Source organism: Piscinibacter sp. PDB1-1 (assembly GCF_056675995.1).
In genome coordinates, this window is record NZ_JBWVZJ010000001.1 from 2,161,250 (window position 1) to 2,177,302 (window position 16,053).

Sequence of the window (16,053 nt, forward strand, 5' to 3'; positions counted from 1 at the left end):
GACACTCCCATCGTCGGCGCCCCCACCGCCCTTGCCAGCGAGACCGCCATGTCACAACCCATCCCCGCCACCCTCATCCCCGGAGACGGCATCGGCCCCGAGATCGTCGACGCCACCCTGGCCGTGCTCGACGCCGTGGGCGCACCCTTCGTGTGGGACCGCCAGATCGCCGGCCTCGGGGGCGTCGCCGCAGCAGGCGACCCGCTGCCTCAGGCCACGCTGGACAGCATCCGCCGCACCCGTCTGGCGCTGAAGGGCCCGCTGGAGACGCCCTCGGGCAGCGGCTACCGCTCGTCGAACGTGCGGCTGCGCGAGGAGTTCCAGCTCTACGCCAACCTGCGCCCGGCGCACACCATCATCCCCGGCGGCCGCTACGACAACATCGACCTGGTGCTGGTGCGCGAGAACCTCGAAGGCCTGTACATCGGCCACGAGCACTACGTGGCGATCGACGGCGACCCGCACGCCGTGGCCATGGCCACCGGCATCAACACCCGCGCAGGCAGCCGCCGCCTGCTCGAGTACGCGTTCGAGCACGCCATCGCCACCGGGCGAAAGAAGGTGACGGTGGTGCACAAGGCCAACATCATGAAGGCGCTGACAGGCATCTTTCTGGAGACGGCGCAGCAGGTCTACGAGGCCAAGTTCAAGGACCGTATTGCGTTCGAGACCGTGATCGTCGATGCCTGCGCGATGAAGCTGGTGCTCAACCCCTACCAGTTCGACGTGATCGTCACGACGAACCTGTTCGGCGACATCCTCTCCGACCTGGTGGCCGGCCTGGTCGGCGGCCTGGGCATGGCACCCGGCGCAAACATCGGCGCCAATGCGGCGATCTTCGAAGCGGTGCACGGCTCGGCCCCCGACATCGCCGGCAAGGGGATCGCCAACCCGACGGCGCTGATACTCGCCGCCGCGATGATGCTCGACCACGTGAAGCTGCACGACAAGGCACAGCGCGTGCGCCAGGCGATCGACCAGGCGCTCAACGTCGACAACGTGCGCACCGGCGACCTGGGTGGCAAGGCCAGCACGGCCGAGTTCACGAAGGCGCTGGTGGCGCGGGCGGCAGGCTGACCCGGCCTCGCCGGGCAGCTACTCGGCCCGCGTGTCCAGATCCAACTCCCGCGGCGCGGGAGTTTTTGTCTGTGCGCCAGCGTCGCCGCCATCCGCCACCGGGAGCATGCGCAGCAGCGCATCGTCGGCGTTGAGCGGCGTGGCGTAGAGATCGCCCTGCAGCGTCTGGCAGCCCGCCAGGCGCGCCCCGTCGGCCTGCAGCGGCGTCTCGACGCCTTCGGCCACCACATCGAGCCGCAGCACCGCCGCCAGCGTGCAGATGGCCTGCACCACCGCACGCGCCTCGGGCGCGGGCAGGGGCTCGATCAGGCTGCGGTCGATCTTCACCGTGCTCACCGGCAGGCTGCGCAGCAGGTTGAGGGACGAGAAGCCGGTGCCGAAATCGTCCAGCGCCACCGCTACGCCGTGTGCGCGCAACTCACCGATCTGCAGGCGTGCCTGCTCCAGGTGCGTGACGGCAGCGCTCTCGGTGATCTCGAGCGACAACAGCGCGGGCGGCACCCCGTACTGGCGCAACGTGTTGAGCACGGTGTCCGGGAAGCCGGGGTCGAGCAATTGCAGCGGCGAGACGTTCACCGCCACCGGCAGCAGCGCGGCACCGGCGTCGCGCCAGCGGGCGATCTGCTGGCAGGCCTGCGCCAGGATCAGGCGGCCGAGCGGCACGATCAGGCCGGTGCGTTCGGCCGCCGGGATGAACTCGCTCGGGCTGACGCGGCCAAGGCCGGGCCGGTCCCAGCGCACCAGCGCCTCGAAGCCGACGGTGGCGCCACTGCGCGCGTCGACCTTGGGCTGATAGAACAGCACGAACTCATCCTTGCCGACACCGGCCCGCAATGCCTGCTCGGCGTCGAGCAGGGCGCCTGAGCCGCGCTCGAAGTCCTGCTGCGCGAACTGCGCCGATGTGCCGGGGGTGGCCTTGGCCAGGCGCATCGCGGCGTTGGCCGCACGCAGCAGCAGTTCGGGGTCGCGCGCGGTGGTGGGGCACAGCGCTACACCCATCGACACGTCGAGAAAGAACTCGTGGCGGTGCACGGTGAGCGGCCGCGACAGCTGCTTGCGCACGCGCTGCACCAACTCGGCGGCGCTGGCGTCGTCGTGGGCCTTGCGCGCCAGGAGCGCGAACTCGTCTTCACCCAGGCGCATGACCTCGGCGTCGTCAGCCACCGCGAGCTGCAGCGCGACCGAGAGCGCGCGCAGCACCTCGTCACCCACTGGGTGGCCGTGGGCCTCGTTGAAAAGCTTGAAGCGATCCACGTCGAGCAGCACCAGCGCGAACTGGTTCGTGCGGCTGGCGCACAGCTGGCGCAGCCGCTGCAGCAGCGCGCTGCGGTTGGGCAGGCCGGTGAGGTCGTCGTGCGTGGCCTGGTGCAGCAGCGCCTGCGTGGCGTTGTGCTGCGCGGTCTCGTCGGTGACGACCACCTGCTCGGCGGGCACGCCATCCCAGTCGATGCGCCAGGCGGTGAAACGAAGCTGGATCGGCGTGCCATCGAAGCGATAGCGCAGGCCGTCCCAGCTCGCCTGCACCAGCTCGCCCGAGATGATGCGGCGGTGGCGTTCGCGGGCCACTGCGCGCTCGGCCTCGGGCATGGTGGCCTCGCGCCACAGGGTGCGCACTTCCGACAGTGCGCTCAGGCCGTAGATGCGCAACAGCGCCGGGTTGGCGTAGACGAGCTCCTCGCCGATCATCACCGCCACGCCCTGGTGCGAGCGCTCGGTGAGTTGCTGGAAGCGCTGGCGCAGCCGGCGCGACTCATCGAGCGAACGCGTGACCGCGGTGTGCAGCAGCGAGAGCCCGAGCGTCAGGCGCAGCACCGCGGCAATCATCAGTTGCGCCCCCAACCCCGCCTCGCCCACGGCGACGTACAGGAACTGGTTCAAGCCCACCATGACCAGCAGGATGCCCACCAGGCGTTCCGGCGCGCCACGGCGCCACACCCAGCACAGCGCGACGATGCCGGCCGTCACGTGCAGGCTGGCGCTCGCGGCCTGCGCCAGGCGCAGGTGCACGACGATCAGGCCAAAGCCCACCGCCATCATGGTGCCGAACACCGCCGCCGTCTGGCGGTTCGAGGGGGCATAGCCCGCCAGCCGCGCGCTGCCGACGACGACAAATGCGATGTACAAGGCCGACGCCGTCACCACCCCCAGCAAGCCCATGCGGGACATCAGCATGCCGGTCTGGTTCATGGCCCAGTAGGAAAGCGGCACGAACAACTGCGTGAGGTAGGCGCAGCCCATGTCGCGTGAGAACGATTGCCGCGGATCGCGCCACCACGCCATCAGCAGCGTCACCCCGACGATCAGGTTGACGGCCGTGGTGAAGGCGAGCGAGTTGGTGTAGTCCACGGGGGCTCAGTCGCCGGCGAGGATCCAGGCGGCCGCACGCTCGGCGATCATGAGCGTGGGCGAGTTGGTGTTGCCGCTGGTGATGGTCGGCATGATGCTCGCGTCGGCCACGCGCAGACCGCGCACGCCGTGCACACGCAATTGCGAATCGACCACCGCCAGCGGATCCGACTCCGGCCCCATCTTGGCCGTGCCCACCGGGTGGAAGATGGTGGTGCCGATGTCGCCGGCCAGCCTGGCGAGTTCGTCATCCGTCTGGAACTGCGCGCCCGGCTTCATCTCCTGCGGCTGGTACTTCGCCAGCGCCGGCTGCGACACGATGCGTCGGGTGACGCGCAGCGAATCGGCCGCCACGCGGCGGTCTTCGGCGGTGCTCAGGTAGTTGGGGCGAATGCTCGGCGCATCGCGCGGCTCAGCGCTCCTGATCTGAACCTGCCCCCGGCTCGTCGGGTTGATGTTGCACACGCTGGCCGTGAATGCGTCGTAGGCGTGCAGCGGCTCGCCGAAGGCATCGAGCGACAGCGGCTGCACGTGGTACTCGAGATTGGCATGCGCTTGGTCGGGGCTGCTGCGCGTGAACGCGCCGAGCTGCGACGGCGCCATGCTCATCGCACCGCTGCGCTTGAAGGCGTATTCCAGCCCGATCTTCGCCTTGCCCCACAGCGAAGCCGATTGCGTGTTGAGGGTGCTCACGCCCTGCACGCCATACACCGCTCGGATCTGCAGATGGTCCTGCAGATTGCCGCCGACGCCGGGCAAGTGGTGCTGGACGCCCACGCCATGGTGCTGCAGCAGGCTCGCCGCGCCAATGCCCGAGAGTTGCAGGATCTGCGGCGTGCCGATGGCACCGGTACACAGGATCACCTCGCTGCGCGCATGCGCCTGCAGGGGCTCGGTGCCGCCCAGGGGCAGCACCTCGACGCCCGTGGCACGGTGCTCCGCATCGAACAGCACGCGCGAGATGTGCGCGCCGGTCCAGACCTGCAAGTTGTCGCGGTTCTGGATCGGGCGCAGGAAGGCCTTGGCTGCGTTCCAGCGCACGCCGCTGCGCTGGTTCACGTGGAAGTAGCCGACGCCTTCGTTGTCTCCGCGGTTGAAGTCTTCGCTGTGCGGGATGCCCGCCTGCTGCGCCGCCTGCGCGAAGGCGTCGAGCACGTCCCAGCGCAGGCGTTGGCGCTCCACGCGCCACTCGCCACCCGGGCGCGCGCCGGTCGGGTCGAAGCCGGGCGCGGCATGGAAATCGTCGGCGCCCTTGTAAAAGTCCTCGTGCTTCAGGAAGGCGGGCAGGCACTCGCGCCAGCTCCAGCCGGCATTGCCGAGGGCGCCCCAGTGGTCGTAGTCACGCGCCTGACCGCGCATGTAGATCATCCCGTTGATGCTGGAGCTGCCGCCGAGCACCTTGCCGCGCGGGTAACGCAGCTTGCGGCCATTGAGGCCGGGGTCTTCATCGGTATGGAACAACCAGTCGGTGCGCGGGTTGCCGATGCAATACAGGTAGCCGACCGGGATGTGGATCCACATGTAGTCGTCGTTGCCGCCGGCTTCGATGAGCAGCACACGCTTGCTGCGGTCGGCCGAGAGGCGGTTGGCCAGCAGGCAGCCGGCCGTGCCGGCGCCGCAGATGACGTAGTCGTAGGTGGGATGGGTCACGTCGGGCCGTGGTTCAGTTCGCTGCGGAGTCTAAGCCCCCGCAGCAGCGCCTCACCTGGGTGCAACACCCGTTCTTCACGCAAGCGAGGCGCGCGCGTGCGCCTGTCGTCAGTGCGGCGTGCCCGCCAATACGGGGAAGAGCTTGAGCAGCCCGCCCGAGATCACCTCCACCGCCAGCGCCGCCAGCACCAGCCCCATCAGGCGCGTCATCACGTTGATGCCCGCCTTGCCCAGGAACTTGGCGATGCGCTCGGCCGCGCTCAGCGTCATCCACACCGCCAGGCCGATCACCACGCCATAGCCCACGAGCACGGCGAGTTGCCACCAATGCGTGGTCTGGTCGGCATAGATGACCATGGTCGACATCGTCACCGGCCCGGTCAGCAGAGGTATGGTGAGCGGCACCACTGCGATGCTGGCGCCGGCGTCGATCTTGTCGTCGCCTTCGGTGACGTCTTCGTCCCGGGTGTCGGCCGGCTTCGCATTGAGCATCTGCAGCGACGAGATCAGCAGCAGGGCCCCGCCACCCACCTGGAACGACGCGAGCGAGATACCGAAGAACTCGATCACCCGCAAGCCCGCCAGCGCGCTCACCGAGATGACCACGAAAGCCGTGAACGCCGCCACCCGAACCGTGCGCTTGCGCTGCTCGCGCGAGAAGTGCTCGGTGAAGTGAATGTAGAAGGGAATCACCCCGATCGGATTGACGATGGCCAGCAGCGCGATCAGCGGTTTGACGATCTCCATGGGCCGCATTCTCCGCGCCAGCGCAGGGCGTCAGGAAGCGCAATTTGCAGAGTTTCAATCCCCGGGCACGCGCCGGTTTCAGAGGGCTGCCACATAGGAGAGGCTCGAGGTTTTGAAACCCTCTTGGCCTCCTGCGGTGCAAGCTGGACGGGGGCCTGCAGGGCAATCAACATGCCACTGTTCATGGGCCTCAGCGCGCAAGTGGGGCCTTGCAAGCCTAGGGGTGGCGCTTATGCGCTTGGCGCTGTTCAATCACGCCTGCCTCGAAAACAACACTTTCAGGTTCAGCGTATTGCAGGGCTTTCCACTATTTGCACCGCTTTGCGCAATTACTTGATAATGGAATTTCCCGGTATGGATGCAGCGCCTTCGCTTGATTGGTTCAGGATAGGTAGAAGCTCCACATTGTTCTCTGTGTCATCAGGAAAGAAAGGCGCTCTCCATGGGCAACAAACTGTACGTCGGCAACCTCGCATACAGCGTGCGTGACGACGACCTCCAACAAGCATTCGCTCAATTCGGCACCGTCTCGTCTGCAAAGGTGATGATGGATCGTGAAACCGGCCGCTCCAAGGGCTTCGGTTTCGTTGAAATGGGCTCCGACGCCGAGGCCCAATCGGCCATCAACGGCATGAACGGCCAGGCCCTTGATGGCCGCGCCGTGGTCGTCAACGAAGCACGTCCGCGCGAAGAGCGTCCGGGCGGCTTTGGTGGTGGCGGCGGTCGCTCCGGCGGCGGTGGCTACGGCGGTGGTGGTGGTGGTGGCGGCTACGGTGGCGGCGGTGGCCGTTCCGGTGGTGGTGGCTACGGCGGCGGCGGCGGTGGCCGCTCGGGTGGCGGCGGCTACGGTGGTGGCGGCGGCTACGGCGGCGGTGGTGGTGGCCGCTCGGGTGGCGGCGGTGGTTATGGCGGCGGCGGTGGAAGCCGCGGCGGCTACTGAACCCAAGCGCTGAGCTGCGAGACCGTACCGGGCTCGCGCAGTCAAGCAGAAACGGCGGTGCGAACAGCACCGCCGTTTTTCATTTCCGCATCTGGTTTGCGCTTCTGTTCTTCTTGCCGCTTGGGTCTTGGGCGCGCGCTGTCGCCGGGGCAGGGCCTGGAGCGCTACTCGCCCTGTCGGTGCTTGCGCGGCCGGCCGGTCAGTACGCGATCAAATACGGTGTTAGGCAACATGCGTAGGAGCTTGGCCACGACTCCCATCTGCCACGGGATGACCCTGTAGCTCGCACCCGCCGTGATGGCCGAAAAAGCGCGGTCGGCAAATTCGTCGGGTTGCATCAGAAACGGCATGCTGTAGCGGTTTGCGCTGGTGAGCGGCGTGGCCACGTAGCCGGGCACGATCGTCACCACCCGCACCGCATCGTCGCGGAGTTCGCCGCGCAAGCTCTCGCAGTAACTGATAACCGCGGCCTTGCTCGAACAGTAGGCCCCATGCCCCGGCAGGCCTCGGATGCCCGCCACGCTCCCGACACCCACGAGCGTGCCGGCACGCTTCACACGCATCGGCGCGATGAAGGGCTGGAACGTCGCCGCCATGCCGAGGTTGTTGGTCTCGTAGGTACGTCGCATGACTTCGAGATCATCGAACTCCGCGGTGTCGATGCCCACGCTGATGCCGGCATTGGCGATGACCACATCGGGCAGCCCCTGGCTGGCGAGGCAGGCGCGGCCTGCCCCGGTGATGCTCGCGACGTCGCGAACGTCGGCCGCATAGACGGCGTAGCGTGAGGGGTCGAGGCCCTGCGCCTGCGCCCATGCCTGCACCTCGGCGGCGCGCCGCGCGACGAGCGCGAGCCGATAGCCGGCGCGGTAATAGCGCGCGGCGAGCGCTTGGCCAATGCCACTCGATGCCCCCGTGATGTAGACCAATGGGCTTGTCATGGCTTGTTGCGAGGCGGAAAGGTGGCACGCATGCGGCCACCGAACTGGATCAGCCGATCGAGGTGGTCGTAATCCATGCCGTTGGCGCGAACTTCGGTCGCCCCACGCGTGACGGTGACCGGCAGGTGCGATCGAACGCGTTCGGTATCGAGAAAGGCGTGCAGGAATTCGCTGCGGAAGTAGATCGGCTCGTCGCCCGCGAGCGCCTCGCGCACGATCTCGGCGCGGCCGACCAGTTGAACTTCGGTTGCCGCGCCGTTCGAAATCGCGCGTTGCGCGGTGGCGCGGGTCACACGGCCATCAGGGCCGATGGCGCGCAGTCGCACGTTGTCGATTTCGACCGTGTCGGTGTCTGGGTAGTGGCGCATGGCGGCGCCTTCGATCTGTGCACGCAATGGTCCTTCTGGCGTGAAGCGCTGGACCGAAAAGTCATGCATCTCGTAGTCGGGCTCGTGCCTCGGTGCAGCGACTTCGCGTGCGTCGTCGCCCAAGGGAGTGTGCTTCACCAGCCACCAGGTGCCCAGCGCCAGCAGGGCCATCATCATCAGCGGCAGGTAGGACGTGACCGTGTCGAACACCCGCCAGCGCCACGGCTGCTTGACGTAGTGCGACGCCGGTGGCGCCGCCGGTTCCAGCGCCGCAGGCTCGTCGAGGCCGAGGACTTCAGGGACGTCCATCGAGCGTGACGAGGTGGCCGCGCAGCAGCGGCGCGTAGCGCCCGGCGGCAGTGAGCAGGAGATCGCACAGCTCGCGTGCCGCGCCGTGGCCGCCACTGGCTTGCGTGACGTAGTGCGCCGCGGCCTTGGCCTCGGCGTGCGCGTTGGCTGGCGCGCAGGCGAACGCGGCGCGCGCGAGGAGCGGCAGGTCAGGCCAGTCATCGCCCATCACCGCGAGTGCCTCCCAGGCCACCTGCAACGCGGCCAGCACGCCTTCGGCTGCCGCGAGCTTGTCGTGTGCCCCGTACACCGCATGCTGGATGCCGAGATCGGCCACACGACGGCGCACCGCGGGTGAATCGCGCCCGGTGATCACCACCGGGGTGATGCCGCCCTGCGCCAGCAGCTTGAGGCCATGGCCATCGAGCGTGTTGAAGGCCTTGAACTCCTCGCCGCGCTCGCTGATGTAGATGCGACCATCGGTCAGCACGCCGTCGACGTCGAAGATCGCTGCGCGCACAGGCTGCGCACTCAGCAGCAACTCGGGGGGGAACTGGAGCACCGGCTGGATCGGCCGCATCAGATGACCTTGGCGCGCATCAGATCGTTGGAATTGAGCGCGCCCACCAGCCTGCCCTCGGCGTCGATCACCAGCACGCTGGTGATGCGGTGGGCTTCCATCAGGTCGGCCGCTTCGACGGCAAGCAGGTCGGCGCGGATGGTGCGCGGCTGCTTGTGCATCACCTCTGCAGCGGTCAGGTCGCGCAGGTCGCGCCCTTGTTCGATGCTGCGGCGCAGGTCGCCGTCGGTGAAGATGCCGAGGATGCGTCCTTGCGCGTCGGTGACGGCGGTAGCACCCAGGCCCTTCTGGCTCATCTCGCGCAGCATGTCGACGAAGGGCGTGCCGGCCGACACCTGCGGTACGGCCTCGCCGCTGCGCATCACGTCGCGCACATGCGTCAGCAGCTTGCGGCCCAGGCTGCCGCCGGGGTGCGAGCGGGCGAAGTCTTCTTCGCGAAAGCCGCGCGCATCGAGCAAGGCCACCGCGAGCGCATCGCCGAGCGCCATCTGCGCGGTGGTGCTGGCCGTGGGCGCCAGGTTGAGCGGGCAGGCCTCTTGATCGACGGCGCTGTTGAGCGTGATATCGGCGTGCTGGGCGAGCGTCGACGCGGCGCGCCCGGTGATGGCGATGAGCGTGACGCCCAGGCGCTTGATGGCCTGCAGGATCGCGGTGAGCTCGTCGACCTCGCCGGAGTTGGACAGGGCGAGCACCACGTCGCGCGGCGTCACCATGCCCAGGTCGCCGTGGCTGGCTTCGGCGGGGTGCACGAACATTGCGGGCGTGCCGGTCGATGCGAGCGTGGCGGCGATCTTGCGGCCCACGTGGCCGCTCTTGCCCATGCCCATCACGACCACGCGGCCGGGGCAGTGCAGGATGGTGCGCACCGCCTCGGCGAACTCTGCGCCCTGGCGCGCCTTCAGGCCGAGCAGCGCCTGAGCCTCGATGTCGAAGGTGTCGCGCGCCAGTTGCAGTGCGCGTTCGGCATCGAAGGGGGTGGGTGTGGCGGCTTGTTCAGACACGGCGCAGATCGCTCCCGCGTGAGAGGGCGTCCAGTAGGATTCGGGCGATTGTAGGCACGCTGCCTGCGCCGTCACCCTTCATGGTCTCCACCCTCGAACTGGTCTTGCTGTACCTCGTGGCCGCCGTCGCGGGCGTGGTGCTGTGTCGTTCGCTGAAGCTGCCGCCCATGCTGGGCTACCTGGCCGTCGGCGTGCTGATCGGCCCGAATGCGCTGGCGCTGGCCAAGGATTCGTCGGGCATGACCTACCTGGCCGAGTTCGGCGTGGTGTTCCTGATGTTCGTGATCGGGCTGGAATTCAACCTGACCAAACTCAAGAGCATGCGCAAGCTGGTGTTCGGCCTCGGCCTGAGCCAGGTCATGCTGACCATGCTGGTGGCAGTAGCGGGCAATGCCGTTCTCGCCTGGGCCTTCACGCTCGCGGGCCGCGAGTGGGGCCTGGGCTGGCGCGCCGCGGTGGCGCTGGGCGGAGCGCTTGCGATGAGCAGCACCGCCATCGTCGTCAAGCTGATGGCCGAGCGGCTGGAGCTCGACAGCGAACACGGCCGGCGCGTGATGGGTGTGCTGCTGTTCCAGGACTTGGCCGTGGTGCCACTGCTGGTGCTGATCCCCGCCCTGGGGTCGTCGCCCGAGGACCTGGCGCGCGCCCTGGGCTTTGCGGGCGTGAAGGCGATCGTGGTGCTCACGCTGCTGCTGGTGGGGGGGCCGCGCGTGATGCGCTGGTGGCTGACCATCGTGGCGCGGCGCAAGAGCGAGGAGCTGTTCATCCTCAACCTGCTGCTGGTGACGCTCGGGCTCGCCTGGCTCACCGAGCACGCCGGCCTCTCGCTGGCGCTCGGTGCCTTCGTCGCTGGCATGCTGATCGCCGAGACCGAATACAAGCACCAGGTGGAGACCGACATCCGGCCCTTCCACGACGTGCTGCTGGGCCTGTTCTTCATCACCGTCGGCATGAAGCTCGACACCGCGATCGTGTTCGATCGCTGGCTGCTCGTGCTCGTGCTGTGCGCATTGCCGGTGATGTTCAAGTTCGCGTTGGTGGCGGGGCTGTCGTATGCGTTCGGCTCCGCTCCGGGTGTGGCGTTGCGCACGGGCCTGTACCTCGCGCAGGCGGGCGAGTTCGGGTTCGTGCTGCTGAGCCTGGCCACGCAGCGCAGCGTGTTGCCCGAGTCGCTGCAAAGCCCGGTGCTGGCGAGCATGGTGCTGTCGATGCTGGCTACGCCGCTCATCATCATGTACAGCAACCGGATCGTGATGCGCCTGTCGGCCAACGACTGGTTGATGCAGTCGGTGGCCATGACCACCATCGCCAAACGCGCCATCAACACCGAGGCGCACGTGATCATCTGCGGTTACGGCCGCAGCGGGCAGAACCTTGCACGCCTCTTGGATGTCGAGCACATCCCCTACATGGCACTTGACCTCGACCCCGACCGCGTGCGACAGGCCGCCGCAGCCGGGCAGAGCGTGGTGTTCGGTGATGCCGCACGGCTGCAAAGCCTGATGGCCGCCGGGCTGGCGCGCGCGAGTGCCGTGGTGGTGAGTTACCACGACACCCCCTCGGCGCTGAAGATCCTGCACCAGGTGCAGGAGCATGCGCCCAAGGTACCGGTGATCGTGCGCACGATCGACGACAGCAACATCGAGAAGCTGCAGGCCGCCGGCGCCACCGAGGTCGTGCCCGAGGCCATCGAAGGCTCGCTGATGCTGGCGAGCCACGCACTGGCCCTGGTGGGCGTGCCCATGCGCCGTGTGATCCGCGTGGTGCAGGAGCAGCGCGATGCGCGCTACAGCCTGCTGCGCGGCTACTTCCACGGCGCCGACGATGACACCGCCGACGAGCTGCAGCAGGCGCGCCTGCTCAGCGTGAGCCTGCCGCCGGCGTCGGCGAGCATCGGTCACCCGATGTCGCACCTCGCCTTGCACGCGGTGGGCGTGACAGTGGTGTCGGTGCGGCGTGCGTCGGGCGCCGTCACCAAGCCCGACGACGCGCTGCTGCTGGCCGCCGGCGACACGCTCGTACTCTCGGGCTTGCCCGAGGCGCTGGCGTTGGCGGAGGGCAAATTGCTCGGGCGGATCTAAAGGGCGCCGCACCACGCGGGCGGGGCGCGGTCATGAAAAAGGGGCCCGCAGGCCCCTGGGAGGTGGTGCAGTTCAGCCCGCAGACTCAGGGGCAGGCGCCGCCGGTGCCCGCGATGCCGGCACGCAGCTGGTTGGTCGAGGCGCTGGTGTCCGGGTGGGCCGTGTTGTTGGTGAAGGTGCAGCCGTAGGTCGCTGCCGCAACCACCGCTGGCGTGACGACGTCATCGCCCGCAGGCTTGGCACCGCCGGCCTCCCACTTGATCATGTCGTCAAAGGCTGCCACCTGCTCGGGCACCGTGAAGTCGCAATGGCTTGCTCCGCGAATGGCGCGTTGCACCAGGTAGGCGCTGTTGCCCTTGGCCGCCACGCGCTTCTGGTAGACCTGCTCCATGCTGAACGGCACGAACAAGTCACCCAAGGTGTGGATCGAGACCACCGGGATCTTGAACTCGCCATTGGCCTTGGGGACCCAGCGCAAGCCGTCTGTGCGCAGACGGTTCGCGTCGGTTTGTGCCACGAGCTTTTGCACCGTGCTGTTGATCGGGTCGGGCGTGGTGCCATCCACGGTGAAGGTGAAACCCGTGGTGTCGATACCCGCCTTGTTGTAGATGCCCGTGATCGTACCGTCGCCGCCAAAGGTGCCGTATGCCGAGGGGAAGCTGCCACCAAATGCGATGCCCTGCGAGAACATCGGGCGCTCGCCACCGGTCAGGTGCTTCACGATGGCCAGGTAGCGCTGGCCAAGCGCGGTGGGCGCACTTGGGAGCGTGGTGAACAGCGCTCCCGTCACCATCGCCTGGATCTCGGGCCACTTGTCGCTCGGGTAGTTCGGCACACCTGCGAGTGCCTGCGCCGCCATCTGCATTGCGCCGAAGGTGTCGAACAGCGTGGTGTCACCCACCACACCGCACATCGGCACGGCGCCGTTGTAGCGGACCTTGTTGCGCGCGGTCGCGTAAGCCTCGTCTTCGATCGCCGCGGCGGTGATGTGGCCGCCCATCGAGTGGCCGGTGATGAAGATCTTGGTCGGAGCCGTCAGGGTGCGCGAATTGGCCGAGGCGATCTTGGTGAACTCCAGCGCCAGAGCGTTCGTATCTTCGACGCCGACGCGTACGTCGTAGTAGTTCTTGCTGTAGCTCGACGCCGCCCAGGCATAGCCATTCTCGAGCAGGTAGCGGCGAATCGAGGGGTTCGAGACCGCCAGGTTGTTGCCTGTGCCGGCATAGCCGTGCGCGTACATCACGAGCTTGCCGTTCCACGCCTTGGGCACTTCGACGCGGTAGGCGGCGCCGTTCAGTACGCCGGTCCAGCGGTCGGTCTCGGGCATGGCAGCGCCGGTGGAGGTCGTGCCCGTCATGGCCTTGAAGCTCGGCTGGCCCGTGGTGGCGCTCAGTTCGTAGTCGGGGTAGGCAGTTGCCGCGACCGGCACAAAGGTATTGCGCGAGTCCTGCGCGCGCGTTTCTTCGGGTGCAGGGGCCGGCGAGGTGCCGTCGTCATCGCCACCGCAGGCGGAAAGCAGTGAACAGGCAGCCGCCACACTCAAGGTGAGCAGGCGAACGTGAGAAGGGAACAACGTCATTGCGAATGTCTCCGTGTGGTGCGGGTTGAATCGAACGCGCATGCAGCGGTGTTCGTCTGGCGAGGGTAGTTCGCCTCAACCGGCAGGGAGACCGGACATTCCCGCGTGTACTGCGTCACGCGTGCGACATCGGGTTCCGCGAATCGGAACCAGGGTGAGCAAATGGAATTGGCCGCCGGGTTTTCCCGACGGCGTGGTCAGCGCCTGTTCAGCAAACCAATCAGGCGATCGGCGTCTGCTTGGTGACGTTGGCGCGCATGCGCGTGGCCATCACACCGCCAGCCGCACGCACCAGTTCGAGCGCAAGCGCCGGCGAACGCTGGGCCAGCTCTTCGAGGCGCGGTCCGCGCAAGGCCCAGATGACCGAGGGCGTCATGGCTTCGACATTCGCCATGCGCGGGCCATCGATGAACAACGCAGGTTCGCCCACCACAGAGCCGGGGCGCAGGATCGCGATGCGGTTGCTGCCTGGGGGCCCGCCGGTCATGAACACCTGCAGGGACCCGCGGCCCAGGAAGTACATGCTGCGGTCGCTGTCGCCCTGCTTGATGACCAGGTCGCCCGATCGCACCTCGTGCTGAGTGAGGTAAGGACCGATGGTGCGCCACTGCTCGGCGTTCAGCCGCGCGCGAAAGGCGTCCTCGGTGTTGAGCGACTGAATGGCTTGAACCAGTTCGTTGAGATCCATGGTGGGGCGTACTGCAGAGTCATGAAGCGACGGCACCTCAAGCACCGTCTTGGGGATTATCAGGCTCGCCCCACCAGGCCGCCATCCGGAAAAGCAAGCGGGTGTTGCGGCAGCCACGGCGTGGCTACTTGCCGATGCAGAAGCGGCTGAAGATCTCTCCGAGCAGGTCGTCGGGGGTGAAGGCGCCAGTGATTTCGGAGAGCGCGTTGTGGGCCAGCCGCAGCTCCTCGGCGAGCAGGTCGAGTGCCGGCTCGCTCGATGCCGCCTGGGCCTGGGCTGCGCCGAGATGGGCCTGCGTGCGCTGCAACGCGTGCACGTGGCGGGCGCGGGCAATGAAGACGCCCTCGGGTTGCGCGTGCCATCCAGCCAGCTTCAGCAGGGTCTGACGCAACGCGTCGAGGCCCGCTCCGGTGGCAGCCGAGAGGGCGATGCCCACCGACGCCCCCGGCAGCGCCGCCACGTCGCTCTTGTTGAAGACGTGCAGCACGCGCTCGCCCAAAGGCGCCAGGCGCTCGGCGATCTGCGCGTCGCCGGCCTGGTAGCTCGCCTCGTTCAGGCGTGTGAGGTCGTGCAGGAACAGAACCGCGTCGGCGCGAGCGATCTCGTCCCAGCTGCGCGCGATGCCGATGCGCTCGACCTCGTCACCCGACTCGCGCAGGCCAGCCGTGTCGATCACGTGCAGCGGGATCCCTTCGATCTGGATCGTCTGGCTGACCTTGTCGCGCGTGGTGCCCGGAATCGGCGTGACGATGGCGAGCTCGGCACCGGCCAGTGCATTGAGCAGCGAACTCTTGCCGACGTTGGGCTGGCCGGCGAGCACCACCTGGATGCCCTCGCGCAGCAGCGCACCTTGGCGTGCGCGGTCGAGCACGGTATCGAGCTGCGCGGCGATGGCGTCGAGCTGGCCATTCGCGTCGGCCTTCTTCAGGAAGTCGATCTCTTCCTCGGGGAAATCGAGCGTCGCCTCGACCAGCATGCGCAGGCGCACCAGCCGATCTCGCAGCTCATCGATCTCGTGGGAGAACGCGCCGCTGAGTGAGCGCCCCGCGGAACGCGCCGCGGCCTCCGTGCTGGCGTCAATGAGATCGCTTACGGCCTCGGCCTGGGCGAGGTCGAGTTTGTCGTTGAGGTAGGCGCGTTGTGTGAACTCGCCGGGTTCGGCCAGCCGCATGCCGATGGCTTCGCCCGCTTCAAGGCAGCGCGCGAGCAGCAGCTGCAGCACCACGGGCCCGCCATGGGCCTGCAGTTCGAGCACGTCTTCGCCCGTGTAGGAGTGCGGCGCGGGGAAGTGGATCGCAATGCCCTGATCGATCGGCTCGCCCTGCGCATCTGCAAACGGCAGGTAGCTCGCATGGCGTGGTTTGATCGGCTGGCCGAGCACGCCGTCAATCAGCGCGCGCAGATCGCGCCCCGAGGCCCGCACGATGCCCACGGCACCGCGGCCTGCGGCCGTGGCGATCGCGACGATGGGTTGGTGATGGCGCGGCAACATGCTGCCGGCGATTGTCTCTGAGGCAGCGCGTGCTGCGAAAGGACAACGGGCCGTCACGTCAGACGACGCGACGGCCCGTGGCACATGGCGCGGGGGGATCGCTTGTGCAGCCTCCCGAGCCGCTGGCGGGTGGTGTCTCGACCACGCCAGCGGGTCTGCCCCGCTTTGAGGGGTGCGGGCCGGCAGAGAACCGGCCCGCGTTGGCATGAATGGTCGCGCCGATGGCGCCGCCCCCACAAGCCCCGGAGCACGGGGGGAACGTGAACTCGTCACGC

General features: G+C 67.9%; 13 protein-coding genes. 3 read left to right on the forward strand and 10 right to left on the reverse strand.

All coding sequences use genetic code 11. The annotated features are described in order from the left end of the window. Positions 1–48 precede the first annotated feature (48 nt). A complete protein-coding gene (locus AC1KAR_RS10005) occupies positions 49–1,077 on the forward strand; it encodes an isocitrate/isopropylmalate dehydrogenase family protein (RefSeq protein ID WP_480317016.1) in 1,029 nt (342 codons plus the stop codon). 18 nt (positions 1,078–1,095) lie between these two features. Here the strand turns inward: AC1KAR_RS10005 and AC1KAR_RS10010 are convergent, their stop codons facing one another. The 3 genes from AC1KAR_RS10010 to AC1KAR_RS10020 form a co-directional block, all read right to left on the reverse strand. After that, positions 1,096–3,423: a putative bifunctional diguanylate cyclase/phosphodiesterase gene (locus AC1KAR_RS10010; protein WP_480317018.1), complete on the reverse strand. Its 2,328-nt coding sequence runs from the start codon at positions 3,421–3,423 to the stop codon at positions 1,096–1,098. Positions 3,424–3,429: 6 nt separating this feature from the next. Beyond that, positions 3,430–5,073 carry a GMC family oxidoreductase gene (locus AC1KAR_RS10015; protein ID WP_480317020.1) on the reverse strand — a complete coding sequence of 548 codons (1,644 nt, stop codon included), beginning with the start codon at positions 5,071–5,073 and terminating at the stop codon, positions 3,430–3,432. Between the two features lie 108 nt (positions 5,074–5,181). Next, entirely contained in the window at positions 5,182–5,820 is a 639-nt protein-coding gene (locus AC1KAR_RS10020) for a MarC family protein (protein WP_480317022.1), read from the reverse strand. A gap of 442 nt (positions 5,821–6,262) precedes the next feature. Between AC1KAR_RS10020 and AC1KAR_RS10025 the strand changes: the two genes are divergently transcribed. After that, positions 6,263–6,760 (forward strand): RNA recognition motif domain-containing protein, encoded by a 498-nt coding sequence (locus AC1KAR_RS10025; RefSeq protein WP_480317024.1) that lies wholly within the window; start codon positions 6,263–6,265, stop codon positions 6,758–6,760. 164 nt (positions 6,761–6,924) lie between these two features. Here AC1KAR_RS10025 and AC1KAR_RS10030 read toward each other — a convergent pair whose 3' ends face one another. From AC1KAR_RS10030 to AC1KAR_RS10045, 4 genes are read right to left on the reverse strand one after another with little or no spacing between them, the layout of a single operon-like run. Further along, positions 6,925–7,701, reverse strand: a complete 777-nt coding sequence (locus AC1KAR_RS10030; RefSeq protein ID WP_480317026.1) for an SDR family oxidoreductase — start codon at positions 7,699–7,701, stop codon at positions 6,925–6,927. Further along, positions 7,698–8,378 (reverse strand): LPS export ABC transporter periplasmic protein LptC, encoded by a 681-nt coding sequence (gene lptC / locus AC1KAR_RS10035; RefSeq protein WP_480317028.1) that lies wholly within the window; start codon positions 8,376–8,378, stop codon positions 7,698–7,700. Before lptC ends, AC1KAR_RS10030 begins: the two co-directional genes overlap by 4 nt. Beyond that, complete coding sequence (locus AC1KAR_RS10040) at positions 8,365–8,937, reverse strand: KdsC family phosphatase (protein ID WP_480317030.1); 573 nt, start codon at positions 8,935–8,937, stop codon at positions 8,365–8,367. Before AC1KAR_RS10040 ends, lptC begins: the two co-directional genes overlap by 14 nt. Further along, positions 8,937–9,938, reverse strand: a complete 1,002-nt coding sequence (locus AC1KAR_RS10045) for a KpsF/GutQ family sugar-phosphate isomerase (RefSeq protein WP_480317033.1) — start codon at positions 9,936–9,938, stop codon at positions 8,937–8,939. Before AC1KAR_RS10045 ends, AC1KAR_RS10040 begins: the two co-directional genes overlap by 1 nt. A gap of 80 nt (positions 9,939–10,018) precedes the next feature. Here AC1KAR_RS10045 and AC1KAR_RS10050 point away from each other — a divergent pair, with 80 nt between their 5' ends. Continuing rightward, positions 10,019–12,019, forward strand: coding sequence for a monovalent cation:proton antiporter family protein (locus tag AC1KAR_RS10050; protein WP_480317035.1), 2,001 nt, complete (start codon positions 10,019–10,021; stop codon positions 12,017–12,019). Positions 12,020–12,104: 85 nt separating this feature from the next. On the opposite strand, the gene AC1KAR_RS10055 is transcribed toward AC1KAR_RS10050, so the two are convergent. The 3 genes from AC1KAR_RS10055 to mnmE all read right to left on the reverse strand — a co-directional run bounded on the left by AC1KAR_RS10055 (position 12,105) and on the right by mnmE (position 15,778). Next, positions 12,105–13,598 carry an alpha/beta hydrolase family protein gene (locus tag AC1KAR_RS10055; protein WP_480317037.1) on the reverse strand — a complete coding sequence of 498 codons (1,494 nt, stop codon included), beginning with the start codon at positions 13,596–13,598 and terminating at the stop codon, positions 12,105–12,107. Between the two features lie 220 nt (positions 13,599–13,818). After that, a complete protein-coding gene (locus tag AC1KAR_RS10060; RefSeq protein WP_480317039.1) occupies positions 13,819–14,286 on the reverse strand; it encodes a cyclic nucleotide-binding domain-containing protein in 468 nt (155 codons plus the stop codon). Between the two features lie 124 nt (positions 14,287–14,410). Continuing rightward, positions 14,411–15,778 carry a tRNA uridine-5-carboxymethylaminomethyl(34) synthesis GTPase MnmE gene (mnmE, locus tag AC1KAR_RS10065; RefSeq protein ID WP_480317041.1) on the reverse strand — a complete coding sequence of 456 codons (1,368 nt, stop codon included), beginning with the start codon at positions 15,776–15,778 and terminating at the stop codon, positions 14,411–14,413. Positions 15,779–16,053 lie beyond the last annotated feature (275 nt).